Raw genomic sequence first — 25,877 nt, 5'->3', positions numbered from 1 at the left:
CTCTACGTGTGGAGCGCTCGTTGGAGACGCAGGTCGACCAGGCCGTCGAGGCCTGGTTGCGGTGGGTGCCGCGCTGGGAGCCGGCGACCCATCGTGGTCGGGTCGCGCCCTGTCGGCGTTGCCTGGGCTCGCCGATCCTGTCGGCGGCGGGCATCGGCTCGAACACGCCGCACGGCGTGCAGCACGGCCTCTCGACTCGGATCAAGACGATCGTCGACCATGCCGTGGCCGAGTACACCGCAAGAAACCTCCCGATGCTCCAGCGCGAGCTCGACCAGCAGGCCGCACGGAACCGGGCGCGCAGCTACCGTCCGGCCGACGGGCTGGATCCGGAGTTCGACGGACTCCCGCTCGATCCTGAGCCGGTCCCCGGTGCGCCGTTCCTCTTCACGATCGCGGGACTGGCGGACGAGGCGGTCGACGATCTGCCGCCGTTGCCGCCGCTGAGCGACGAGGCGAAGGTGGCGCTGCGACAGGAGGTGGCCCTCGCCGACGAGTACGCGAACATGGTCGGCCGTGAGATCTGCGGCATCCTGCTGCGCCACCGCATCTACATCCAGGCCGCGATCTCGCAGCATGTCGAGCCGCAGATCGAGGCGCTGCTCGCCGAGCTCACCTATTCGCTCGACTCCCCGTTCGACTCGGACCAGGCCTAGCGACCGCCGCTGAGCGGCCTTCATTTGACCACCACGTTACGCGGCATTACACTTGATCAGGTGTGTGCACGTCTCGACGTGCGCGCTGGGCGTCGGCACCATGCCGGTCCGCCCCCACGGCATACCCACCACCACAAAGGCTCGTCGATTCCGGCGTGCCGGTGGGTCACTGATGTGAAACCCATCACGCTGTCACCGTGCAGCATTATGAGGAGAGAACGTGCCAACCATTCAGCAGTTGGTTCGCAAGGGTCGCTCGCCCAAGGTCTCGAAGACCAAGGCGCCTGCACTCAAGTCGAACCCGCAGCAGGCCGGGGTCTGCACCCGCGTCTACACCACCACCCCGAAGAAGCCGAACTCGGCGATGCGCAAGGTCGCTCGTGTGAAGCTCCGCAACGGCACCGAGGTCACCGCCTACATCCCCGGTGAGGGTCACAACCTCCAGGAGCACTCGCTGGTGCTCGTCCGTGGAGGCCGTGTCAAGGACCTCCCCGGTGTCCGTTACAAGATCGTCCGTGGCGCCCTGGACACCCAGGCCGTCAAGAACCGTAAGCAGGCTCGCAGCCGCTACGGCGCAAAGAAGGGCTGAGTCCAATGCCTCGTAAGGGTCCCGCCCCCAAGCGTCCCGTCGTCAACGACCCGGTATACGGCGCTCCGATCGTCAGCCAGCTGGTCAACAAGATCCTGGTCGACGGCAAGAAGTCCCTCGCCGAGTCGATCGTCTACAACGCCCTCCGTGGCGTCGAGGCGAAGAACGGTCAGGACGCCGTCGCCACTCTGAAGAAGGCGCTCGACAACGTGCGCCCGACTCTCGAGGTCAAGAGCCGCCGCGTCGGTGGCTCGACCTACCAGGTTCCGGTCGAGGTCAAGCCGCACCGCGCGAACACCCTCGCGCTGCGCTGGCTCGTCAGCTACGCCAAGGGTCGTCGTGAGAAGACGATGACCGAGCGTCTCCAGAACGAGATCCTCGACGCGTCGAACGGTCTCGGTGCAGCGGTCAAGCGCCGCGAGGACACGCACAAGATGGCCGAGTCGAACCGCGCGTTCGCTCACTACCGCTGGTAAACAGCTTCGCCCGCCCCCGATCACACATCGGGGGCGGGCACCCCCCTCTTCGCAGTACGACTGCACAAAAGATAAGGACACTCCTGTGGCACAAGACGTGCTCACCGACCTGAGCAAGGTTCGGAACATCGGCATCATGGCTCACATCGATGCTGGCAAGACCACCACGACCGAGCGCATCCTGTTCTACACGGGCGTCAACCACAAGCTCGGCGAGACCCACGACGGTGCCTCGACCACCGACTGGATGGAGCAGGAGAAGGAGCGCGGCATCACGATCACGTCTGCCGCCGTGACCTGCTACTGGAACAAGAACCAGATCAACATCATCGACACCCCCGGTCACGTGGACTTCACGGTCGAGGTGGAGCGCTCGCTCCGCGTCCTCGACGGTGCTGTCGCCGTCTTCGACGGCAAGGAGGGCGTCGAGCCCCAGTCCGAGACCGTGTGGCGTCAGGCCGACAAGTACAACGTCCCCCGCATCTGCTTCGTCAACAAGATGGACAAGCTCGGCGCGGACTTCTACTTCACCGTCGACACCATCATCAACCGCCTCGGCGCCAAGCCGCTGGTCATCCAGCTGCCCATCGGTGCGGAGAACGACTTCATCGGCGTCGTCGACCTCGTCGAGATGCGCGCGCTCGTCTGGGCGGGTGACTCCAAGGGTGACGTCACCATGGGTGCCTCCTACGAGATCCAGGAGATCCCGGCCGACCTCAAGGAGAAGGCCGACGAGTACCGTCAGCAGCTCCTCGAGACCGTCGCCGAGACCGACGACGCGCTGCTCGAGAAGTTCTTCGGTGGCGAGGAGCTGACCGTCGCCGAGATCAAGGGCGCGATCCGCAAGCTCACCGTGGCTTCCGAGATCTACCCGGTCCTCTGCGGTTCCGCGTTCAAGAACCGTGGCGTGCAGCCGATGCTGGATGCCGTCGTCGACTACCTCCCGAACCCGCTCGACGTGGGCTCGATCGAGGCGCACGACCCCAAGGACTACGACACGATCATCGAGCGTCACCCCGACGCGAAGGACCCGTTCGCGGCTCTCGCGTTCAAGGTCGCCGTGCACCCGTTCTTCGGTCGCCTGACCTACGTCCGCGTCTACTCGGGACAGCTCGACTCCGGCGCTGCGGTCATCAACTCGACCAAGGGGAAGAAGGAGCGCATCGGGAAGATCTTCCAGATGCACGCCAACAAGGAGATCCCGGTTCCCTCGGTCACCGCCGGCAACATCTACGCCGTCATCGGTCTGAAGGACACCACCACCGGTGACACCCTCACCGACCCGGCCTCGCCGGTCGTCCTCGAGTCGATGACGTTCCCCGAGCCCGTCATCGAGGTCGCGATCGAGCCGAAGACCAAGGCCGACCAGGAGAAGCTGGGTGTCGCCATCCAGAAGCTCGCTGAAGAGGACCCGACCTTCCGCACGGAGCTCAACCCCGAGACCGGTCAGACGACCATCAAGGGCATGGGCGAGCTGCACCTCGACATCCTCGTCGATCGCATGAAGCGCGAGTTCAACGTCGAGGCCAACGTCGGCAAGCCGCAGGTGGCGTACCGCGAGACGATCCGCAAGGGCGTCGAGAAGTACGACTACACGCACAAGAAGCAGACCGGTGGATCGGGTCAGTTCGCGAAGATCCAGTTCAACATCGAGCCGCTCGACCTCGACGACGAGAAGACGTACGAGTTCGTCAACGCGGTCACCGGTGGTCGCATCCCGCGTGAGTACATCGGCTCGATCGATGCCGGCTTCCAGGACGCGATGAACGTCGGCGTGCTCGCTGGATACCCCATCGTGGGTGTCAAGGCGACCATCGTCGATGGTGCTGCTCACGACGTCGACTCCTCGGAGATGGCGTTCAAGATCGCAGGATCGATGGGCATGAAGGAAGCCCTTCGTCGGGCGAACCCGGCGCTGCTCGAGCCGCTCATGGCGGTCGAGGTGCGTACTCCCGAGGAGTACATGGGCGACGTCATCGGCGACCTGAACTCGCGTCGTGGCCAGATCCAGTCGATGGAGGACGCCGCAGGCGTCAAGGTCGTCCGTGCACACGTCCCGCTGTCCGAGATGTTCGGCTACATCGGCGACCTGCGCTCGAAGACCTCGGGCCGCGCCGTCTACTCGATGGAGTTCAACAGCTACGCTGAGGTTCCCCGCGCTGTGGCCGACGAGATCGTCCAGAAGCACCAGGGCGGCGGCGAGTAACACTTTCCTGGGAGCCGGGTTCACGCCCGGCTCCCAGGTCCCCTACAACTTCACATTCCCTCTCTACTAAACTGAGAACCTAACCCGTAGAGATCCGGTCGCAATCCAGTGCCCGGTGACCTCTACACGACGTCCTGAGGAGGACCAAGTGGCTAAGGCCAAGTTCGAGCGGACCAAGCCGCACGTCAACATCGGAACCATCGGTCACGTCGACCACGGCAAGACCACGCTCTCCGCAGCGATCTCGAAGGTGCTTGCTGACAAGTACCCCTCCGACACGAACGTGCAGCGCGACTTCGCTTCCATCGACTCGGCGCCGGAAGAGCGCCAGCGTGGAATCACCATCAACATCTCGCACATCGAGTACGAGACCCCGAAGCGCCACTACGCGCACGTTGACGCTCCCGGCCACGCCGACTACGTCAAGAACATGATCACCGGTGCTGCTCAGATGGACGGCGCGATCCTCGTGGTCGCCGCCACCGACGGCCCGATGGCTCAGACGCGTGAGCACGTGCTGCTCGCCAAGCAGGTCGGCGTCCCCTACCTGCTCGTCGCACTGAACAAGGCCGACATGGTCGACGACGAGGAGATCCTGGAGCTCGTCGAGCTCGAGGTCTCCGAGCTGCTCGCCTCGCAGGGCTTCGCCGAGGACGCTCCTGTCGTCCGCGTCTCCGCTCTGAAGGCACTCGAGGGTGACGAGAAGTGGACCCAGTCCATCCTCGACCTCATGGAGGCCGTCGACAACAACGTTCCCGACCCCGTGCGCGACAAGGACAAGCCGTTCCTCATGCCCGTCGAGGACGTCTTCACGATCACCGGTCGTGGAACCGTCGTCACCGGCCGCGCCGAGCGTGGCACGCTGGCCATCAACTCCGAGGTCGAGATCGTCGGACTCCGTCCGACCGTCAAGACCACGGTCACGGGTATCGAGATGTTCCACAAGCAGCTCGACGAGGCATGGGCCGGCGAGAACTGTGGTCTCCTGCTCCGTGGCACGAAGCGTGAGGACGTCGAGCGCGGTCAGGTCATCGTCAAGCCGGGTTCGGTCACGCCGCACACCGACTTCGCCGGTACCGCGTACATCCTGTCCAAGGATGAGGGTGGGCGTCACAACCCGTTCTACACGAACTACCGCCCGCAGTTCTACTTCCGCACCACCGACGTCACCGGCGTCATCACGCTGCCCGAGGGCACCGAGATGGTCATGCCCGGCGACACCACCGACGTGACGGTCGAGCTGATCCAGCCGATCGCCATGGAGGAGGGCCTCGGCTTCGCCATCCGTGAGGGTGGACGCACCGTCGGCGCCGGTACGGTCACGAAGATCATCAAGTAAGCATCTGCTTTCTCGCACAGGGGTCGGGCCTTCGGGTCCGGCCCCTGTGTCGTACCCGGGGCAGTGGGCCTCGGGGCGGTTTCTCGGTGACTTCGCGGCGAGATGCGATCGACGATCGATAGCATGGCCCGAGTCTGTCCGCAGGCGTCGTCGCCCGGCCCCGGGCATGAGAGGAACGCGACCATGACACAGATCCACGGGGGACCGCCGCCTCCGCGAAGCCATGCGCGGCTGTGGATCTCGACGCTGCTGCTCATCCTCTACTCCGCCTTCGTGCTGCTGGTGACGATGTGGCCGCAGCCCGAGCAGCTCGAGTTCGACAGCATCGCCGGGCGCGTGCTCCGCGCACTGCACAACCTCGGGGTGCCCGAGCGGTTCGGCTACAACGAGCTGGAGTTCGTCGCCAACATCGGCATGTTCGTGCCGCTCGGATTCCTGCTCGGACTCGCGCTCGCGCGCAAGGCCTGGTGGCTCGCGATCTTCCTGCTGCCGGCTTTCTCCGGAGCGATCGAGTTCACGCAGGGCATCGCCCTGGACGAGCGCGTGTCTACCGTTCTCGACGTGCTGTCGAACACGGTCGGCGGGTACCTGGGGCTGCTGCTCGCGATGATCCTGAGGGCGATGATTCACGCCAGAGATCGCACCATGATCGAACGCGAGCTGTGGGAGCGTCGCGCTGCCGCGGCCGAACTGCAGCGCCAGAATGCGGCTCGAGCGGCTGCTCGCTCGTCCGAGGGCGCACGGCAGGCTGCGGTGTGGGCGGAGGAGCCCGACCCGGTGACCCGCGTCTTGGACGCGGACTTCTGGGAGACGGGCGACGCTCCTACGGTGCGGATTCCTGTCTGACGGCGCGAGCAGGCGTCAGGTCGAGTCGTCGGAAATCTCGGACGGTCACCGTTCTGACCGATATTCTCCAGGACTGTAGGCTGATCACAGCCGTATCCGGTGCAGCCGCGCCACCCCCTGACCGTCGATCGAAGTTGCTGGCCCGCGCCCGTGGGCTCTGAAGGAGTTTTATGTCCCGCTACACGGGTCGCGATATCGCGTCTGCCGCCGTGTTCCTCGTGGGGGGCAGCATCGCCGCCACCCTCGCGCTCGTGGGGTTGACCGACTGGGCGGTCGCCGTGGTCGCCATCCTGGCCGCACTGATCGGTGTGTTCGCCCAGCTTCAGTTCGCCAGTCGACGAGGCGCCATCCGCCGGTTGGGTCAGCTCTCCCGCTCGGCCCGCACCGCAGCGGATCAGACGGCGGACGTCGCACGAGGTCTCGTCTCCGACATCTCACTCAGCCGGAGGGAACTCTCAGCTGTGAAGTCGGAGGTGGCCGGCGTGCACAGCGAGCTCGCCGCGCTGCGCGAGTCTCTCGAGAAGCAGGTCGCGTCCGCCGCGCCCGCGCTCCCTAAAGCGAGCGAGCAGCGGACAGCGAAGGCCGTCACCGCGCCGGCCCCTGTCGCCACGAAGCAGATCAGTGCCCAGACCCCGGCGACCAAGAAGTCGATCGGACTCGTCGGATTCTTCGGTCACGGCAACTACGGTGATGAGCTGTTCGTCGATGTCTTCCAGCAGTTCCTCGCTCCGACGTTCGACATCCAGATCATCCCTGACCTCGAGCGCCAGCCCTACTTCAGCCGTCCCGTGGAGGAGAAGGTCGCTGAGGTCGATGCCATCGTGATGGGCGGCGGCGATCTCGTCCAGCAGTGGAACACCGACCCGCGCTACTTCGATCGCACCTACCTCCAGAAGCCGTTCTACGTGGCCGGAGTGGGAGTGCCGATCTATCACGGCTCCGAGAAGCACAAGGAGAAGCCGCACATCATCAACCGTCTGCGGAGCTTCTTCGGCCACGAGAACGTTCAGCTGATCGGGATGCGCGACGATTTCGGTGCGAACTGGATCCGCGAGAAGCTCGAGCCCACCGCACCGGTGACGAGTGAGCCGGACATCGTCTGCTCGCTCGACCTGCCGGAGGTGACGAAGCCCGCAGGGCAGCCCATTCTCGGAATCGTCACGCGCCAGCGCCGCGTCGACACGCCTGACGACTACACGAAGCTCGAAGAGCTGGCCGCACACGCGAAGCGACGTGGATTCCGCATTCGTCACATCATCCTCGGCACGGGTTCGGTGGGCGAGCGCGACTTCGCGAACGCTCCGGCGCTTCAGGTCGAGGACAAGGAGGTCGTGCACTCCGAGGACCTCGACGTCCTGACCCGCGCGATCGGCGAGTGCACCGTGCTCGCGAGCATGAAGTTCCACGGGACAGTCGTCGCGACCATGTACGGCGTGCCGTCGATCGTCCTGGTGCCCACGAACAAGAACCGCGCGTTCATGGAGCGCATCGGGCGGAGCGAGCTCGTCGCGGCTCACCACTCCGACAAGCTGATCGAGATCTTCGGTGAGACGGGCCCCGCTCCGATCGATCCGCAGCAGGTGGCTATGCTGCGCGAGAGGTCCACGGCCTTCATGAACCGTCTCCGTGACCAGCTGATCGAGGAAGTCGAGCACTCCGGCTCCGCGTGACATGAGGCGCGCACGGCCCAGGATCGAAGGTCGGGTCCGTCCCGACGTCGGCCCTGGGCCGAGCGAAATGGCAGTAGAGGATATCGGGGGAGATGGATATCAGATGAGCACCGAATCACAGTCAGGCACACCGGTCGCGCGATCGCCCTACCGGGGGCGGCCTGGTCGTACTTTCTGGAAGAAGTCCATCTCGGGTCGAGATGTCACCGACCTGCAGGGCATCTACACGAAGAAGTTCGAGATCGATCCGAGCTCCTCCGTGGCTACCGCGGGCAGCTGTTTCGCACAGCACATCTCCCGGTACCTGCGCGGGGCCGGCTACAACGTCGTGGACGCCGAGCCAGGACCCGGCAACGTCGACGTCGAACTGCTGCGAGAGCACGGCTACGGCGTCTACTCCGCCCGCTACGGCAACATCTACTTCGTCCGGCAACTGCTGCAGCTCGCCCAGGAGGCGTTCTCCGGCTCCGTGCGCGAGGACATCGCCTGGCAGCGGGGCGATCGCTGGTTCGACGCACTCCGTCCTGCCGTCGAGCCCGAGGGCCTCGCCAGTGCTGCACACGTGGAACGACAGCGCGCCGAGCACATCGTCGCAGTGAGATCGGTCCTCACGGACTCCGATGTCCTCGTCTTCACGCTGGGGCTCACGGAGGGATGGGAGGATGTCCGATCCGGAACGATCTACCCGACCGCTCCCGGCACCATCGCGGGCGATTACGATCCTGACCGTTACCGGTTCCACAATTTCACCGTCTCCGAGATCGTGCAGGACTTCACCGAGTTCCGCACCCTCGTGCGGACCGTGAACCCCGGCATCAAGTTCCTGCTGACGGTGTCGCCCGTCCCGCTCGCCGCGACCGCAACCGACGACAACGTCCTGGTCGCCACCACCTACTCCAAAGCCGTACTGCGTGCAGCGGCGGGGATGCTGGCATCGGAATTCGATGACATCGACTACTTCCCGTCCTACGAGATCGTCACCTCCCACGCGCCCGGCAATGAGCCGTTCGACGAGACCGGGCGAAACGTGCGGCCCGAGACTGTCGAGAAGGTGATGGCCTACTTCCTGTCCGAGCATGTGGCGCGAGGCGCCGAGGCGGACGCGGATGCAGATGCCGGACACCCGGTCGTCCCTCCGGCATCCCCCGAGGCCGCCGGCCGGAATCCGAAGTCGGCCGACTATGAGGCCGTCGACGAGCGCGTCTTCTGCGAGGAAGCGATTCTGGAGGCTTTCGCCGATGAGGATTGAATTCGTGGGGAACTCCCACCTGGGAACCATCGCGCCCGCGCTGACGAAGGCGCGAGGCGATCGAGATGTCGCGCACTTCATCTCGCGAACGTACGGGACTGTCGATGCGGTCGTCGTCAGCGACTCGGGCACGGTCGAGCTCCCTTTCATCAAGCTGGAGGATCCGCCGCGATACGGCGCGGAGATCGATGTGCGACGCGCCGACGCCGTCGTCGCGGTCGGCCTCAACTTCTCCTTGGTCCAGATGGTCAAGCTGTGGCAGAGCTTCGCTCCCGTCGACGCCGTCGGAGACTACGGAGTGCCGTCGCTCAGCGACGCGGTCTGGAACGCGTATGTCGATGCGGCGTTCGACCAGATCTTCATGGCGCGCCTCACCCGACTGCTGGTGGACGTCGGAGCCGCGCAGGTGATCGTGATTCCGCAACCTGCTCCCGCGGAGTGGGTGTCTTCGAGAGACGGCGAGAAGTTCGCACTGTACGGGCGCCTGGCGTCGAGCGGCGACTGGAACAGAGTGCGCTCGGACTTCGCGCGACAGGTGCGTCGGCTCGAGGACGAGGGTGTGCGGGTGTTCTCGCAGCCCGGCCAGACTCTCACCGCCGACGGTTTCACCGAGAACGTCTACGCGATGGGCGATCCCTCCGACACCGGAGCCGATTCGTTCTATTCCCGTGGAGATTTCTACCACATGAACAGGTCTTTCGCTGCCGCCCTCGCGACCGGATTCTACGATTGGCTCGGTGAGCCGGGCCAATCGCCGGCGAGTGGCGACCCGATGAAGGCAGGATCGTGACAGCCACGAGCGGAGCTCTGCTGACCCGTCTCGGAGGCATCGACGTCCTCTCGTGGAACCCGCTGCGAACGGCCGAGGGCGAACCCGGCGGCCGTCTGGTCAACAACTTCGGAGATCTGCTCGGACCTCTGCTGGTGGAGCGGATACTCGGTGACCTGAGCATGAGGGCGTCTTCGACGGGGTCCTCCGAGGCACCGGTGCTGATCACGATCGGTTCGGTGCTTCACTTCGCACCGGAGGGCGCGGTCGTCTGGGGCACCGGGGTGAACTTCAAACTCGCATCCAAGCTGCCGCCCCACTTCGAGACGCTCGACATCCGCAGCGTTCGGGGTCCCCACTCCGCCCGTCTCATCACGGCCAAGGGGGGCAGGGTGCCGGCCGTGTTCGGCGATCCTGCGCTTCTGCTCCCGCGGTTCATGCCGGAGCTGAGAAGCTGGGGCCGTACCGGAGCGGGCGGGATGCTCATCGCCCCGAACCTCAACGACTTCGAAGAGATGTCGCAGACCGCGACCTCGCTCGGCTACACAGTGCTCGATCCGAGAGCGCCGTTGAACGCAGTGCTCCGGACGATCGCCGGGAGCGGCTTCGTCGTGGGGAGTTCGCTGCACGCCATCGCGATCGCGGATTCGCTCGGCATCCCGGCCCGCTTCGTGGTGTCCGCCGCCGAGGGAGCACTCAAGTACCGCGACTATCTGGCGGGAACCGGTCGGCCGCTCACGAGGATCTCGGGGGACATCTCCGCTGCCATCGACCTCGGCGGACACACGGCGCCGGACGTCGACCTCGACGCCCTGCTCTCCGCATTCCCACACGACCTGTGGGGTCGTGCATCGTCGTCAGCGCGACCCGCCGTCTTCGACGACCGTGACGTCATTCTCGCGGCGTGGGCCGACGTGGGTGTCGCGTCGGGACCCGACGAATCCGGGAGCCGTGACCACTTCGTGCAGGAGGTGTTCCCTCATGTCGTCGAGGCGGGCCGCGCCCTGATCGAGGGCGATGACGGGACGGTCCGCTCCGTGTCTCGTCGTGCATTCGACGGCAGCTTCGCGGAAGCGCACGCATACCGACTCGCGCTGGTGCCCGGACTCGAGCACACGGACCTGTCGACGGCCGATGCAGGCCTGCTCGCGGCGCTCGACGGAGGGGACCCCGACAGATTCCTCCGCGCACTCTGGCTCGAGCGCGAAGGGCCGCACGCGCTGATGCGAGCTGTGCGCTCGGCTGAGGGGCTGCACGTCCTCTCGATAGCCCTGCGCGTGGGGACCCCCACCAACGAGGTGTCCGCCATCGAGGTGGTCTGTCAGGATGACGCCGGCAGGGAGAGCACCGCCGACCTGCCCGTCTTCGCGATGTACCACCGCCAATGGTCGATCGACCTCACCGCATCCGTCGCCATGGGCTCGGAGGTCGAGATCGATTCGGTCATCGTCCGCGTGACCCACGCGGACGGGTCATCCTCGCAGATCCCCGTCATGCGGGGGACCCAGGACCAGAGCACCCTCGTGGGGTACCGGTCGCTCGCGGACTCCGTGCCGTGGCGGGAAGCCGGTGCCGACATCAGTCTTCAGAATGGGACATTCACAGCGTGAGCGGAAAAATCCACGTCTTCCCCGCCTGGGCGCAGAATCCGTATCTGAACATGCTCTATGTCGGGGCACGCTCGGAAGGATGGCGCGTCGAGGGGTCCAAGACCATCGAGACGCTGGTCGACGCTCTGCCCGGCCTGACGGACGGCGACATCTTCCACATCCACTGGACGAGTCCCATCGTGAACTCGGACGGCACTCGTGACATCGCAGAGCGCTCCCTCAAGCGCTTCGCGGGGATCCTCCTGAGGCTGCGCAAGGCGGGCGTGCGGATCATCTGGACCGTCCACAACACGCTGGCTCACAACACCCCGTATCCGGACCTGGAGGTCAAGCTGGCGCGCCTCCTCGCGGAGCGCACCGATCGGATCATCCAGCTGAACGCCAGCACCAGCGAGGCCGTCTCGGAGTTCTACGATCTCCCACCCGAGAAGATCGTCACCCTGAGGCACGCCAGCTATGCGGGTATCTACTCCGACCCGCCCTCCCAGGACCAGGCTCGTGAGCTTCTCGGGATACCGTCGTCCGCATCGGTGGTCGGATTCGTCGGGCAGATCCGCGGATACAAGGGCATCCCGACCCTGCTGCGCGCGGTGGGGAAGGCGTCATCCCACGTCGACGATCTCGTTCTGGTGCTCGCCGGGAAGACGGCACCCGAGGAGATCGCTCTGATCGAACGGGAGCTGCCGACGGGCGTGCCGACCGTGCGACGGCACTCGTTCATCAGCGACGCGAACATCTCGGCGTGGTTCGCGGCGTGCGACGTGCTGGTCTTCCCCTATGAGCGCGTGCTCAACTCCGGCAGCGTCCTGCTCTCGGCGACGTTCGCGCGACCGTGCATCCTGCCCGCCGAGCCTCATCTCATCGCGGAGTACGGCGCGCAGCCGTGGGTGACCTTCTACGACACCCGGCGCGATCCCGTGTCTGCCCTGGCGGACACGATCGCGGCTGCCTTCCCCGTGAGGGAGGACGTGCGAGCTGCGGCGACGCGATTCGCATCCGAATACTCGACGCTGCACATGGCCTGGGACTATGTGTCGATCATCGAGGACCTGACCGACTCTTCCACGCAGACCACGGAGGTGCCATGAACGAGGTCGCTGATCTGAGCGTGGTCGTCATCTTCCCCGAATCGCCCATGCATGTGAGCGACCTCCTGTGGTCGACCCTGCGAGAGGATTCCCCGACCCTGGACGTCGTCGTCGTCGTCGACGGGCGTAGCAGCCCGGACGTCGCCTCGGTCGTGCGCACGGCGGCGCGCTCTGATGCGCGTGTTCACGTGATCGACGCGGACAGCGCACGCGGGCGAAGCGCAGCGCTCGCCGCCGCTCTCGAGCGCTGCTCAGCCTCCTGGGTGACGGTCGCGGATGCCGACGGGCTCTCGATCCGGGGCGGCTACCGAGCCTTGGTCGCCAGCCTGCAGTCGTCCGGATCGGACATGGCTGTCGGAACCGCGGAGTCGATCGCCAAGCACCGCTACCGGATCGGTCGTGCAGTCGACGGCGCGCTCGACACGGACGCGACGAGCATCCTGCTGGAGGACCGGCCCGGCCTGGTCTCGGATGACATCCTGTGCGGCAAGGTGATGCGGCGCGATCTGATCCGTTCGCTCGTGCACGCGGAGGATCCGTGGCTCGAGGAGCTTCTCGTAGCCCGGCTGTATCTGGCTGCGGGCCGCGTCGATATCGTCTCGCGTTCCGTCGTCTTCTGCCGGGAACGTCCGAGCAAGAGCCCGGCTGCACCGATGTCCTCGCGCTGGGTCACGGACGAATCTCGCATCTGGGCTGCGCTCGCCGCTGCTCCGCTGGCAGTGCGCCAGTCGTATGCCCGCGAGGTGATCTCCCGTGACGTGCTGAACCCGAAAGCGCTCGATCTCCTCGCCGCCGGTCAGGAACGACCCGATGCGAAGGAGCTCGTCAACGATCTCGCGCGAGACCTCTCGACGACCTCGTTGTCGAATCTGACGATCTGGAAGCGCTGGCAGCTCGCGCTGATCGCGATGGGCCATGCTGCCCTGGTGGACGTCGCACGGCCCGATGGCCGCCCCATCGGGGTCGACGACGTGCCGAGCTTCGATTCGACCCCCCTTCTCGTCGACGCCTGGGCCCCGCTCGGGCTGCGCGGGGAGGAGGACCTCCGGGACGCGTTCATCGAGCGATTCGTGTCGCGACCCGGGGCGACATCGGGGGACCCCGACACCGACTCCGATGCCATCGACATCTCCGTCATCATCCCCACCTACAACGTGGTCCACTACGTGGACGAGCTCCTCGAGAGCATCCGGGCCTCCGTGGGCGTCAGGATCGAGATCATCGTCGTCGACGACGGGTCGACCGACGGGACTCAGGACAGAGTCCTCGCGCATCAGCGCGCGGACCCCCGGGTGCGTCTGGTGAGGTCGCCCGGGGCGGGCGGCGGACAGGCGCGCGACGCCGGCATCGAGCTCGCCCGCGGAAAGTACCTCGCGTTCGCCGACGGTGATGACGTCGTCCCGCCACGCGCGTACGCGCACCTGCTGTCGCTCGCGCGCAGGTCGGATCCGGATGTCATCAACGGCAGCTATCTGAAGTTCTTCACGACCTCGACGTGGGACGCGGGCACCGGCTTCAATCAGGCCTATGCGCTCCCTCTCGAGAACGTCACGATCGAGACCCACCCCCAGCTGGTCAGGCACCGGGCGGTGTGGAACCGTCTCATCCGGCGCGAGCACTGGCAGCAGACCGCATTCCCCTTTCCCGGGGTTCCGCGATCGAACGACATCGTCGCGATGACGAGCGTCCTCTTGAGCGCGCGATCGATCGCGGTGTCCCCGCTGCCGGCGTACGTCTACAGAGACCGTCCGGGCGGGGGCTCCATGACCTCGCGCGCGGGCTCGACGGATTACACGGTGAGCTACTTCAGCGAAGAGGCGACGTGCGCCGCGCTGGTCCAGCAACGCGAGTCGGCGCCGGTGACCCGCGAGTACTGGGCGATGGTGCTCAACGCCGACGCCTGGCAGAACATCGGCAAGTTCCTCGAGCGTCGCTCCGGCGACCGCGCCGAGGACCGTCGGGTCGCGGAACATATCGCGAAGCTGCTCTCGCGTGCGCCCCGCAACGAGCTCCGCAGACTGAAAGCAGAGAACCAGGTCGTCTGGGCGCTCGCCGCGGACGGTCGATTCAACGAGGCGCGGATCATGCTGCGCGCCGAGAAGTCGGCATCCACGCTGAACGCCGACCAGCTCATCCGTGCGCTGTCGGCTGCCGAGGCGCTGCCGACGATCCCTCTGGCCACGATCGACAGCCTCTCACTGAAATACCTGATGCGCCGGTTCATCAGTGATCCGTCATGGCGGACCGATGCCTTCTCGCCGGCCCTGCCGGTGCTGCGGAGACGTCTTCTGGATCCGAACGTCCCCCTTGCTGTCGTTCCCCACAGTCTGGAAGAACGGCTCGCGGGTGCCATCGTCGAGTCAGATGACGTCGACCTCGCCCGGCAGTCGATCAGTCCTCCGTCCGCCGGCATCGCCGCCACGCTGAGAAGCGGGGCGCGGACCACGCTGTCAGGCGCGATGACGGGACTGCGACCCGGGGGAGTCACGCGTCTCGTCGCTCGACAGTACCGAGACCGGGATCGAGTCCGGTTCCCGATCCGCCACTTCGACTTCGACGATCGCACCTGGTCGGCAGAGATCTCCCCCGAGCTCTTCCCTCGGGCAGGGGTGTGGGTGATCGAGCTCGAGTATGAGGACTCACTCGGGATGCGCCGGTCGCCCCTGAAGATCGAAGAAGCGGCCAACCGGTTCTTCCCCGGTAGGTTCCAGCGCCTGACGGCGGCCAGCGCGGGCAAGAACCGCTCCATGATCCGTGTGAGGGACTCGATCGTCGAGCGGGTCGGTCACCGAGCGTCGCGCATCACCGGCAAGCGCGGCTGATCGGCAACCGCCGTCACCGACCCGGCGCGATGGCCGTCACCGACCCGCTGTGATGTCGATCATCGAACTCTCGCGACGGGGTGTCACGTGAGCGTGCGCTTGATCCTTCGAGCGATCGGACCCATCCAGGGAGCGACCTCGATGAGTCTTCTCGCTGCCGGAGCGGCACGCCGTGTGGCGCGCGCCCGCCACGTCGTCGCGACCCTCGCCGGCGTCCCGGGCGTGCTTCCGGCCGCACCGCGAGAGCGCTGAGGCCCGGAGCGCTTCGCCGCGTGCTCCTCGGCGAAGGTGATGGAGAGGTCGATGAGCTGCCGGACGTCGTCGACTGTCGGTACGGGTGACAGCTCGGACGGAAGCGCGCCCTCGACCAGCCGGCGATACAGCACCGCGAAATCGTGTGAGAGCTCTCGCTCGGCTGCGGCCAGCGACGCCGCCGACATGCGGGTGTAGACGTCGGCGTCGGCGGCGACCTCGGCGATCTGTCGGGCGAGAGCCTCGGCATCCCCCCAGCCCGTCTTCGCGACGCCCCCGTTTCCATCGGTCACGGCCAACCACGGCAGGTCGTACATCGCGACCGGGAGACCCCGCGCCTGTGCCTCCGGGATCGTGAGGGGGTAGCCCTCGATGATGCTGGTGTTCACGAACAGATCGGACGAGTCGATGGCGGCACTGAGGGCGGCACCATGAAGCGGTCCCACCGCTTCGACGCGGTGCGCGAGGCGTCGCGCCTTCGCCATCCCGTTCAGCCGTGACGCCGTCATGTCGCGCCAGTCGGGGCCGATGATCCGGAGCCGGAAATCGACGCCCATCCGCTCGAGGTGCTCGGCGACATCGATCAGCTCGCTGACCCTCTTGGTGCGTTGCTGCAGGCGGCCCCACCAGACCAGCTCGACGCGCCGCCCCGCAGGTGGGCGCCGCGGCGCGGTCGCGATTCCGGCAGAGAGCAGGTTAGACGACGGCGGATTGGGAAGGTAGGACACACGCGGCATCCCTCGCAGCTTCCAGAACGCGACGTCGAGTGGCGAGAGAACGACGAGATGCGAGAGCAGCGCGAAGTATCGCGGCGCGGATTCGAGGCGATCGAGACCGAGCAGCAGCGATCGACCGGCGAAGTTGTGCGACCACCCGATCGTGGCGACACCCTCAGCGCGTGCCGCGAGCGCGAAGGCCTGCCACGACGGTGAGTACTGCCACTGGTGGTCGATCACGAGATCCACCTCGTGCTGCGTGCAGATCTCGGCCCACTGGGCGAGCGAGCCGCCCAGGGTGTCCGCCGACACCTCGGCGAAGCCGACGCCGGCCGGAAGGTTCGAGAGATCACTGCCCGGCTCGCGGGCCACGACCGTCACGCGGAAGCCGGAGTCGTGCAGCACCCGAGCCTGAGAGATCACGACGCCGGAGATTCCACCGGTGCGCAGATGGTTCGTTGCGAGGATGATGCTGTGCACCGGTCGAGCGACGAGCTCGATCGCGTCGCCGTGGGCGGCGAGCGTGTCGATCGCCTTCGGCCAGTGCAGGGCGGTCGCCTGCACGATGTCGTGGGCGGACGCCCGGGTGTACAGGTCGGCGAACATCGCATCGCGCAGATCCGCACGTGTGTGCTCTGCCAGGTAGTGGGTGGTGTATCCGATGATGGCGCGTCGTACGGATGCGTAGGTCGAGAGCACGAGGTCAGGGTCGATGCTCGTGCCGGCGACCCGGAGGACGGCCGGCTCGATCGAATCGATGGATCGGATGGCTCCTGCGTAGAACGATGCGGTGCTGAGGTCACGCACCTTCTGGCCGCTTCCGCCTCGCCCGAAGTGATACCGGTACAGGCGGTCCGGGATCGATTCGAAGCGAGCGGCCAGCGCCGCAGCGAGGAAGGAGATCGGCAGGTCGTTGACCCTCGGCAGCACCAGGTCTGTGGGCATGAGCGCATAGGCATCGGCGAGGAGGCGGGTACGGAACAGGTAGCGCCACAACTGCCCTTGGGCAGGGCGATCCAGCGGGAAGAGGCCGCGCAGGACGTCGCTGCCTGTGAGAGTGGGGTGCTTCGGCTGCAGGCGTGACTCGAACGGCCCCCCGGTGCGCCCATCGAGACGCACGACCTCGACGCCGAACTGCACGAGATCAGCGCCGGTCTCCGTCGCCTTCTCGAGAGCTGCCTGCGCAGCCGTCTCCGCGAGTTCATCGTCACCGTCGAGGAACAGCAGATGATCGGCCTTCGCCGCGAAGATCCCGACGCGACGAGCCTGGTACGCCGACGCGTTCTGCTCCTGGCGGATGAGTCGCACGCGCGAGTCCTGCGCGCTGTAGCGTTCGACGATCGCGGCGGTGTCGTCGGTCGACGCGTCGTCGACCACGATGACCTCGATCGCTGCCAGCGTCTGCCGAAGACAGCTGTCGAGAGCAGTGGCGATCACGTCGGCATCGTTGAAGACGGGGACGACGATCGAGACGAGGGGAGTCGCTTGCATGTGGTCTCTCGCTATCGGCGCAGCAATACGCGCTTGACTTTGTTCGCCGCCGGTCGAAGCCACGGAGCAGCATCGATGACGCGGTGGCCGATGGGGGTCAGCTTCCGCTCGACACGCTCCCCGAACGTACGCGGCTGCGACCGAGGGCGGAGTGCTGCGGGCGCGAGCGCCGTCGACCGAGAGGGCGCCGCTCGTGGCGGCGGGGTGCTCCGCTCGGCGAAGAAGAGGAGCAGTTCGAGCACCTTGCGTCCGTCGTCGAGCGTGGGCTCGGGAGAGAGCTCCGCTGGAAGGCCACCATGCAGCAGCTGCTCGTAGAGCTGGGCGAAGTCGAACGAGGTGGCGTCAGTCGCGGCCAGGACGGAGGCTCTCGACATCGCTTCATACCGGGCCGGATCCGCGGCGACATCCGCGATCGCCTGGGCGAGCGACTCCGGATCCTGCTGCGCCGTGGTGACGACGCCGGCGTTGTCCTGGATGAGCGACAGCCACGGCAGGTCGTACATCGCGATCGGAAGACCGCGCGACTGTGCCTCGGGGAGGGTGAGAGGGTACCCCTCGATGATGCTCGTGTTGACGAAGATGTCCGACGAATCGATCACCTCGAGGAGATCCGATCCATGCCGAGGACCGGTGGGCTCGACGCGGTCGGCCACGCCTCGGGTCGCGGCCAGATCCCGCAGCCGATCCGCGCTCATGTCGGCCCAGTCCGGACCGACGATCCGCAGCCGGAAGTCGATCCCGAGCCGCTGGAGCGCCGCGGCCACCTCCACCAGCTGCGTGACCTTCTTGGTGTGCTCTTCCAACCGCCCCCACCAGACGAGCTCCAGCCGGCGACCCGCCGGCGCCGGCTTCGCGCTGCGCGGTTCGCCGACGGCGAGGAGGAACGGCGACGGCGGGTTCGGGAGGTAGCTCACGTGACGGATGCCGCGGAGCTTCCAGAACGCCACATCGAGCGGAGAGAGCACCACCAGGTGCGCGAGCGCGCTCAGATGGGTCTGGAGCAGCGTCTGGAGGTCGTTCCCGTTGTACGTGGGGCGGCCTGCGAAGTTGTGTATCCAGCCGATGGTCGCCGACCCTGCCGAGCGGGCCGCGAGCGCGAACGAAGGCCAGTCGCGCGAATACAGGATGCGGTGGTCGATGACCACATCGACGGCGAAGCGTCGGCAGAACTGCGCCCACTGCGTCACGCGCTGACGTCGGCTCGTGCCGGTCAGCTGAACGAGCGTGGCGCCTTCGGGAACGAGCGATTCGGCGCTCCCGGGGCGATGCGTGACGATCGTCACCCGGTATCCGGCTCTGAGAAGGAACCGCGCCTGCGTGAGCAGCACACCCGAGACCCCGCCGGTGGTCAGCACATTGGTCGTCAGCAGCACGCTCCGCACCGGCGCGCGGCCGAGTTCGAGACGTTCCCCGTGCGCGACGAGCGCGGGGATCGCGTCGGGCGCGAAGGTCACGGCCGCCGCGATCAGGTCGAGGTCACCGACGCAGGATCGCAGCGTCTGGTGCGCGTGGGCGCGCGCCTCCGGCGGCAGCGCGGCGAAGGCGTCGAGTGCTTCCCCGATCGCGGTGAGATAGCCCGTGGTGTACCCGTCGAGCAGTGGCTCGGGGTCTGCGCTGTGTCGGGCCTTCTCCCGGACGGCCGGCTCGACGGCTTGCAACGACCTGACGTGGTGCATCGCTTGTTCGAGGCGCACCGGGTCAGCGGCGATGTCGCGCTGCTGCGATCGGCGCAGGTACTCGACCGTGCTGACCGCTCCATACGACTCCGCGGATGCGTAGGCCAGCAGCACGGCGCCCCGGTCGTCCATGAGCGGGCCGGAGTCGGTTGCGGACGTCGCGTACGCCCGTCGCAGCAGGTCGGTCTGGAACAGGTGTCGCGAGGGCACGAGCTCGGCGACGGTGTCCCGGGGGACGAGGGCGCGGAGGATGTCGGGTCCGTGGAGAGGCCCCGACTCAGCCGGGTGCGTCTCGCCCTTGCGGTCATCGGGCGACGTCTGGACGGCGAATCCGACGAGCTGCGCCTGCGATTCCACGGCGCAGCGGTGAAGCCGCATCGCGGCGCCGCGAGCCACGGTGTCTCCCGGCTCGAGCAGCAGCACGTACGGCGCCGTCGCGGCTTCGACCCCCGCCCGCCGGAGCTGCGAGCGGGCGGAATCGGAAGGTCGGGTGATGGTGACGACACGCGGATCCGAGGTCGCCTCTGCGGAGGCGAGTCCGGTTCCGTCGGGGAGCACACAGACGATCTCGATCTGGGCGAGTGACTGAGTGAGACACGATCGAAGGCTGCGCGCGACGGAGTCTGCTTCTGCGTCGGCGGGGACGATGAAGGAGACGAGAGGAGTCGAAGGCGTCGGCATGAGAGTCGTCCGGCGTCAGCGCGCGGCCGCGGCGGCGCGATACACCGCGAAGTACTGCTCGCTGATCAGGTTGGGGTCGCGCGCATCGAGGCGGGGGCGACCGGTGGGCGGATCTGCTCGCAATGCGGCGAGCTCGTTCTCGAGTGTCTGGGCGGTCAGCGGACCGGCATGGCGCCGCACCCATGAAGGGCCGACCTCGTCAGCGAGCGCCCGCGTCTGCGGGCTGTCCTCGACGAGCACGGGCCGATCCAGCGACAGAGCGAGCATGAGGACGCTCTGGGACCTGTGGTTCGTCGGCGCTGTGATGAGCACGATCTCCGCCTGGCTGATCTCCGAGACGCATTCTGCATCGGAGAGCAGCTCGTCGCGCAGCGACACCGTGTCGGTGAGGTCGGCAAGCGTTCGCGCGTAGGAGTCCTCGAGGTCGATCGGCACCTTACCTGCGAGGCGCAGCGTCCAGCCGGGCAGGTCAGCGACTCCGAAAACGGTCACGGCCGGTCGGGACGACGGATGCAGGGTGTTGACCGCCGTGATCAGCACGCGGCCCGCGACGGCCTCTTCCCGAGGGAAGCCGAGGAACCGGTTGCGAAGGTGGCTGTGGCCGATGAGGACCGTCGCTCTGCCGTCCGCCGCCGTCACGGCATCGAGCGATGTCACGGTCGTCGCTGCCGCATCGACGATCGCCTCCGCTCGGGACCGCGACCGATCCGCCTCCGTCTCGCGCACGGTCCGCACGAGGGCGATGCCTCGGCGTCGGAGCATCTTCGTGAAGCGCTTCGCCCGCCGTGTGCGCTCTCGGTCGCGAGTGCGGGGGCCGCCGATGACCGTCGCGATGTCGGTCAGGTGGATCACATCCACGCCGTGCGCCCGAAACGGATCGGTGCGGAACTCCAGCACGGCGCCGGTCGGAGCACGACCCTCCGAGTCGTCGCCGACGAGTTCATCGACGTAGTCGACGCGATGCCGCGGCGGGCGCGAGGTGACGAGCACCGTCGGAACGGAAGCCTCGGTCGCGCCCGGTTCAGTCGCTGCTCCGGTCCTGGGGAGGGGCACGGAGAACACAGAGCCACCATATAGTGGGGTGCAGTGATTGTGAAACCGACTCAGCATGTGTTCGCCCATCTCAGCGGGCAGGACGACAACCTCGGCGACTCCGCACTGCGACTCGCCTATCTCGAAGCCTTGAGAGGCGCGGGGCGGCACGTGCACGTCTATCTCGGTGAGGCGACGGGTGATTTCACGGCCGGGTTCACACCGGCGTCAGACCTCACGTTCTATGACGCGAGAGGGGAGTGGGCCCAGGCCGAGGCCGCGGCCGCTCGCCCCGTGCACGCGTTCAACGCCGGGGAGATCAATCCGCGTACGGGGCATTTCCCGGTGCCACGTCGTGCGGCCGAGTGCGCACGGGTGCTCGACGCGGGCGGGGCGCTGATCTTCGCCGGCATCGGCATCAAGAACGTCGACACGCTGCATGGCGTGGTGTTCGACCCGGTCATGCGCGACGCCTCGGTGATGTCGTGGCGCGATCGAGGTTCTCGCGACGGTGCGGGATTCGGCGATTTCGCGCCGGACTGGGCCTACTCGGAGGGGCGAGCGGTCGACGAGTGGGCTGCTGCCGGCGATCGACCGCTCATCGCGGTGACCATGCGCTTCGACCGGGCGTGGCCCGGTGAGCAGTGGCTCGCGGACGTCCGTGCGTTCGCGGCTGCGACTCAGACCCGGATCGTCACCGTCGCCCAGGTGGCGCGCGACGCGCCTCGAGCGGTGCGGCTCGCAGAGGCTCTCGGCGGTGAGTACGTGATGCCCTCGAGCATGCGGCACGACGTGCTCGACGACTACGTGCGCGCGGTGTACCGGCAGTCGCTCGCCGTCATCAGCGACCGGGCGCACGGCCTCATCATCGGTGCGACCGAGGGTGCATACCCGATAGGTTCGGGCAGCGACCCGCACAAGATCTCACGCCTTCTGACAGCCGTCGGACTCGGTGACCTCGTCGGTCGATACGAACAGCTCGGCGAGTTCGCCGAGCAGTTCGAGTCGCACCTGCCGTCGCTCGCGCCGGCGGTCCACTCGGCCCGTGAAGACATCGTCCGCCTGACCGCGCGCATCCACGCGGCGATGGATGCCGTGGCGTAACGCTGACTTCGAGACTCAGCGCGCGCCGAGCCAGCCTTTCGCGCGGTGCGCGAGCGGCTGGAGTCCCGGGATCCGCCGCAGGGTCGCGCGGCCGAGTGGCGCCGCGGACTGCCAGGCGCGCTGGCCCCAGGTCGACGAATCGGCGGACGAGACGGAGCGGCCATCCGCGCGCTGGGCGAAGAACACCAGCAGACCGAGCAGGCGACCGGCATCGTCGAGCGTCGGCTCGGGCGAGTACATCGGCGACAGCTCGCCGGTGACCACTTCGCGATACAGCTGCGCGAAGTCCTGGTCGCGCGCGCGTCTCGCGGCATCCACCGACGCCAGAGACAGCTGCAGATAGCGCTCCGGGTCCTCGAGCGTCTCCGCGAGCCGTGAGGCGAGCCCCCGGGCGTCCCCCTGGGGCACGGCGACGACACCCTGGTTGTCCTGCACGAGCGTGAGCCAGGGGAGCTCGTACATGAAGACCGGGAGCCCCCGGGCCTGTGCTTCGGCGATCGTGAGCTGATACCCCTCGATGATGCTGGTCGAGACGAAGGCATCCGCGGAGTCGATGGCCGAGACCAGCGCAGCCCCTCGCAGAGGCCCGACGGCGACGACGGCATCTCCGACGCCGCGACGACGCGCGAGGGCGTTGAGCTTCTTCGCGGTGACGTCATCCCAGTCCGGGCCGACGATCCGCAGTGTGAAAGGCACGCCGAGGGCGCGCAGCTGCACTCCGACCTCGACGAGCTCCCGCACCTGCTTGGTCCGCTGCTCGAGTCGCCCCCACCACACCAGCTCGAGACGGTCGGACGGCGGCGTCTTCGCACCTGTGCGAGCCGCCGACTCGAGCATCAACGGCGAGGGCGGGTTCGGCAGGTACGCCACGTTCTCGATGCCGCGCAGGCGGAAGTAGGCGACGTCGAGCGGTGACAGCGTGATGAGCTGAGCGAGCGTCGGACTGCAGCGCTCGATCAGGGTGAGCCGATCGTTGCCGTCGTAGACCGGTCGAGCGACGAAGTTGTGCAGCCAGCCGATCGTCGCCGCGCCCTCGGCTCGTGCCACGAGCGCGAACTCGGGCCAGGTGTCGGTGTAGAGCAGTTGGTGGTCGATGACCACGTCGACCTCGTGGGCGCGACAGATCTCGGCCCACTGCGTGAGCTGGGCGGGCAGTTGACGTGAGGTCAGCTCGACGAACGGGATGCCGGCGGGAAGAACGGTCGCGTCGCTGCCGCCGTTGCGGGCGACGACGGTCACCCGGTAGCCCGCCTCATGCAGATAGCGCGCCTGCGAGGTGAGCACGGCCGACACGCCGCCGGTACGGAGGGTCGACGTCACGAGCAGGATGCTGCGTGCGGGCCGGTCAGGCAGCCCCTGCCACGTCGTGTGGAACCTGAGAGCCTTGAGAGTCGCCGGATAGAACCGCGCAGCGGCATGGATGATGTCCGGGCCGCTGACGACCGTGTGCAGATGTGCGAGAGCGCCGTCGAGCATGCCCTCGTCGCTGTGCTCGACCAGCTGGAAGCACACGTATCCGATGATCGAGAAGCGCACCGACGCGTAGGTGTCGCGGACGAGGGTCGGATCGGCATGTGCGGTTGCGAGTGCCTCGACAGCCGATCCGATCGCGTCGACCGAGCGGATCGCCCCCGTGTAGAACCGCGCCCGTTCGAGGGTGTCGACCCGGTGCCCACTGCCACCGCGACCGAAGTGATAGCGGTACAGCTTGTCGGGGACCGCCGCGTAGCTCTCGGCGAGTATCGCCACGAGGAAGAGAAGCGGCAGGTCGTTGATGCGCGGGAGCACGAGGTCGTCGGGGACGAGGGAGTACGCCTCGCGCAGCACGCTCGTTCGGAAGAGGAATCGCCAGAGCTGACCCTGAGCAGGCTTCCCCACCGGGAAGAGGGCGCGCAGCACGTCATCGCCGGCGAGCGGATGCTGGGGCGGCTGCAGGCGCACCTCGTACGGGCTGCCGGTGCGGCCGTCGCGCTCGATCACCGTGACACCGAACCCGACGATGTCCGCGTCCGTCTCCTCGGCCTTCGCGACCGCGACCGCGGCGGCATCCGGGGTCAGCTCGTCGTCGCCGTCGAGGAACATCACGCGATCGGCGCTCGCCGCGAGGATCCCCGTGCGGCGAGCCTGGAAGGCCGACAGGTTGCGTTCGTGGCGCACGACGCGCACTCGCGGGTCCCGCAGCCGGAATCGCTCGAGCACGCCGGCAGTGCCGTCGGTCGAGGCGTCATCGACGCAGATGATCTCGATGTCGACGAGGCTCTGCGCGAGGGCGCTCTCGAGAGCCGTCGCGACAGTCGCGTCGTCACCCGAGACCGGTATGACGATGGAGAGCAGGGGGCGCGGTGTCATCGCGCACGAGTCTATCCGCGGGCCGGGATAGCCTGAGGGCATGAAGATCGCCATCGCCGGGACCGGATACGTCGGCCTGTCCAACGCCGTCATCCTCGCTCAGCACCACGAGGTGTTCGCCGTCGACATCGACCCTGCGAAGGTCGAGCTGCTCAGTCGCCGCGTCTCGCCCATCGCCGACGTCGAGCTCGAGGACTATCTCGCCACGCACGAGCTCGATCTCACGGCGACCGTCGACGCCGAGGAGGCCTACCGGGACGCCGACTTCGTCGTCGTGGCCACGCCGACGAACTACGACGAGGTGACCAACTACTTCGACACCTCGTCGGTCGAGAACGTCATCGACACCGTGCTCGCCGTGAACCCGGACGCCGCGATCGTGATCAAGTCGACGGTGCCGGTGGGATTCACCGCGCGCATGAACGCGGAGCATGGACAGGCGACGATCGTCTTCTCTCCGGAGTTCCTGCGAGAGGGACGCGCGCTGCACGACAACCTCTATCCGTCGCGCATCGTCGTCGGCGATCGCGGCCCCGTCGGCGAGGCATTCGCCGCTCTTCTGCTCGAAGGGGCGATCGCCACCGACGTGCCCGTGCTGCTCACCGAGTCGACCGAGGCCGAGGCGATCAAGCTCTTCGCCAACACCTACCTGGCATTGCGCGTGGCGTACTTCAACGAGCTCGACACCTACGCAGTGGTGCACGGGCTCGACACGAAGCAGATCATCGAGGGAGTGGGACTCGACCCGCGCATCGGGTCGCACTACAACAACCCATCCTTCGGCTACGGCGGATACTGCCTGCCGAAGGACACCAAGCAGCTGCTGGCGAACTACTCGAAGGTGCCGCAGAACCTCATCGCGGCGATCGTCGATGCCAACAGCACCCGCAAGGACTTCGTCGCCTCCGACATCCTCGCCCGAGAGCCCCGGACCGTGGGCGTCTATCGCCTCGTCATGAAGTCCGGGTCGGACAACTTCCGCGCGTCGTCGATCCAGGGCATCATGAAGCGCATCAAGGCGAAGGGCGTCGAAGTCGTCGTGTACGAGCCCTCGCTCGAGGAGGACGAGTTCTTCCACTCCGAGGTCGTTCGCGATCTCGACGAGTTCAAGTCCAGGGCCGATGTCATCATCGCCAACCGCTCGACGGATGCGCTCGACGACGTCGTCCGTAAGATCTACACCCGCGACATCTACGGTCGCGACTGAGCCTGGGTCCAGACGACGGACTCACCCGGTGGGGTAGCATGATCCGATA

18 protein-coding genes and 1 pseudogene are annotated in these 25,877 nt (G+C 67.0%); 14 read left to right on the top strand and 5 right to left on the bottom strand.

The window, feature by feature from the left end:
* Positions 1-8 precede the first annotated feature (8 nt).
* The 7 genes and pseudogenes from SOM10_RS12970 to SOM10_RS12940 all read left to right on the top strand — a co-directional run.
* Positions 9-656, top strand: a complete 648-nt coding sequence (locus SOM10_RS12970; protein ID WP_320490379.1) for a spermidine/putrescine ABC transporter substrate-binding protein — start codon at positions 9-11, stop codon at positions 654-656.
* Positions 657-876: 220 nt separating this feature from the next.
* Positions 877-1,245 (top strand): 30S ribosomal protein S12, encoded by a 369-nt coding sequence (gene rpsL, locus SOM10_RS12965; RefSeq protein WP_013584051.1) that lies wholly within the window; start codon positions 877-879, stop codon positions 1,243-1,245.
* A 5-nt stretch (positions 1,246-1,250) separates the two neighbouring features.
* Complete coding sequence (gene rpsG / locus SOM10_RS12960; RefSeq protein WP_050722490.1) at positions 1,251-1,721, top strand: 30S ribosomal protein S7; 471 nt, start codon at positions 1,251-1,253, stop codon at positions 1,719-1,721.
* A gap of 85 nt (positions 1,722-1,806) precedes the next feature.
* Positions 1,807-3,927, top strand: coding sequence for an elongation factor G (gene fusA, locus SOM10_RS12955; protein ID WP_053097509.1), 2,121 nt, complete (start codon positions 1,807-1,809; stop codon positions 3,925-3,927).
* Positions 3,928-4,075: 148 nt separating this feature from the next.
* Positions 4,076-5,266: an elongation factor Tu gene (gene tuf / locus SOM10_RS12950; RefSeq protein ID WP_053097508.1), complete on the top strand. Its 1,191-nt coding sequence runs from the start codon at positions 4,076-4,078 to the stop codon at positions 5,264-5,266.
* 183 nt (positions 5,267-5,449) lie between these two features.
* Positions 5,450-6,112 carry a VanZ family protein gene (locus tag SOM10_RS12945; protein ID WP_320490362.1) on the top strand — a complete coding sequence of 221 codons (663 nt, stop codon included), beginning with the start codon at positions 5,450-5,452 and terminating at the stop codon, positions 6,110-6,112.
* 170 nt (positions 6,113-6,282) lie between these two features.
* Positions 6,283-7,554: pseudogene (locus tag SOM10_RS12940) on the top strand (polysaccharide pyruvyl transferase family protein); the annotation flags it as partial.
* A gap of 71 nt (positions 7,555-7,625) precedes the next feature.
* Here SOM10_RS12940 and SOM10_RS17945 read toward each other — a convergent pair.
* The gene (locus SOM10_RS17945) at positions 7,626-7,727 is read right to left on the bottom strand and encodes a hypothetical protein (protein ID WP_350223955.1); all 102 of its coding nucleotides are present in this window, start codon (positions 7,725-7,727) and stop codon (positions 7,626-7,628) included.
* 158 nt (positions 7,728-7,885) lie between these two features.
* On the opposite strand from SOM10_RS17945, the gene SOM10_RS12935 reads away from it, so the two are divergent.
* From SOM10_RS12935 to SOM10_RS12915, 5 genes are read left to right on the top strand one after another with little or no spacing between them, the layout of a single operon-like run.
* The gene (locus tag SOM10_RS12935) at positions 7,886-9,031 is read left to right on the top strand and encodes a GSCFA domain-containing protein (protein ID WP_320490360.1); all 1,146 of its coding nucleotides are present in this window, start codon (positions 7,886-7,888) and stop codon (positions 9,029-9,031) included.
* Positions 9,032-9,035: 4 nt separating this feature from the next.
* Positions 9,036-9,821, top strand: a complete 786-nt coding sequence (locus SOM10_RS12930) for a hypothetical protein (RefSeq protein WP_320490359.1) — start codon at positions 9,036-9,038, stop codon at positions 9,819-9,821.
* Positions 9,818-11,410 carry a polysaccharide pyruvyl transferase family protein gene (locus SOM10_RS12925; protein ID WP_320490358.1) on the top strand — a complete coding sequence of 531 codons (1,593 nt, stop codon included), beginning with the start codon at positions 9,818-9,820 and terminating at the stop codon, positions 11,408-11,410. The genes SOM10_RS12930 and SOM10_RS12925 overlap by 4 nt, the downstream gene beginning before the upstream one ends.
* A complete protein-coding gene (locus SOM10_RS12920) occupies positions 11,407-12,498 on the top strand; it encodes a glycosyltransferase family 4 protein (protein ID WP_320490357.1) in 1,092 nt (363 codons plus the stop codon). The genes SOM10_RS12925 and SOM10_RS12920 overlap by 4 nt, the downstream gene beginning before the upstream one ends.
* A complete protein-coding gene (locus SOM10_RS12915) occupies positions 12,495-15,320 on the top strand; it encodes a glycosyltransferase family 2 protein (RefSeq protein ID WP_320490356.1) in 2,826 nt (941 codons plus the stop codon). Before SOM10_RS12920 ends, SOM10_RS12915 begins: the two co-directional genes overlap by 4 nt.
* An 83-nt stretch (positions 15,321-15,403) precedes the next feature.
* Here the strand turns inward: SOM10_RS12915 and SOM10_RS12910 are convergent, their stop codons facing one another.
* Genes SOM10_RS12910 through SOM10_RS12900 form a run of 3 tightly spaced genes read right to left on the bottom strand, consistent with a single transcriptional unit; the run spans position 15,404 to position 21,198 of the window.
* Positions 15,404-17,779: a glycosyltransferase gene (locus SOM10_RS12910; RefSeq protein ID WP_320490355.1), complete on the bottom strand. Its 2,376-nt coding sequence runs from the start codon at positions 17,777-17,779 to the stop codon at positions 15,404-15,406.
* A gap of 11 nt (positions 17,780-17,790) precedes the next feature.
* Positions 17,791-20,136, bottom strand: a complete 2,346-nt coding sequence (locus SOM10_RS12905) for a glycosyltransferase (protein WP_320490353.1) — start codon at positions 20,134-20,136, stop codon at positions 17,791-17,793.
* A gap of 15 nt (positions 20,137-20,151) precedes the next feature.
* A complete protein-coding gene (locus SOM10_RS12900) occupies positions 20,152-21,198 on the bottom strand; it encodes a hypothetical protein (RefSeq protein WP_320490352.1) in 1,047 nt (348 codons plus the stop codon).
* 24 nt (positions 21,199-21,222) lie between these two features.
* On the opposite strand from SOM10_RS12900, the gene SOM10_RS12895 reads away from it, so the two are divergent.
* A complete protein-coding gene (locus tag SOM10_RS12895; RefSeq protein WP_320490350.1) occupies positions 21,223-22,272 on the top strand; it encodes a hypothetical protein in 1,050 nt (349 codons plus the stop codon).
* Positions 22,273-22,287: 15 nt separating this feature from the next.
* On the opposite strand, the gene SOM10_RS12890 is transcribed toward SOM10_RS12895, so the two are convergent.
* Positions 22,288-24,621 (bottom strand): glycosyltransferase, encoded by a 2,334-nt coding sequence (locus SOM10_RS12890; protein WP_320490348.1) that lies wholly within the window; start codon positions 24,619-24,621, stop codon positions 22,288-22,290.
* Between the two features lie 40 nt (positions 24,622-24,661).
* On the opposite strand from SOM10_RS12890, the gene SOM10_RS12885 reads away from it, so the two are divergent.
* On the top strand, positions 24,662-25,828 hold the full coding sequence (locus tag SOM10_RS12885; RefSeq protein ID WP_320490347.1) for a nucleotide sugar dehydrogenase: 1,167 nt from the start codon (positions 24,662-24,664) through the stop codon (positions 25,826-25,828).
* Positions 25,829-25,877: the final 49 nt, after the last annotated feature.

The organism is Microbacterium sp. CFBP9023 (assembly GCF_034045055.1).
Lineage (GTDB): Bacteria > Actinomycetota > Actinomycetes > Actinomycetales > Microbacteriaceae > Microbacterium.
Note: the sequence above shows the minus strand (reverse complement) of the source record. Positions and strands in the feature narration are given on the sequence as shown.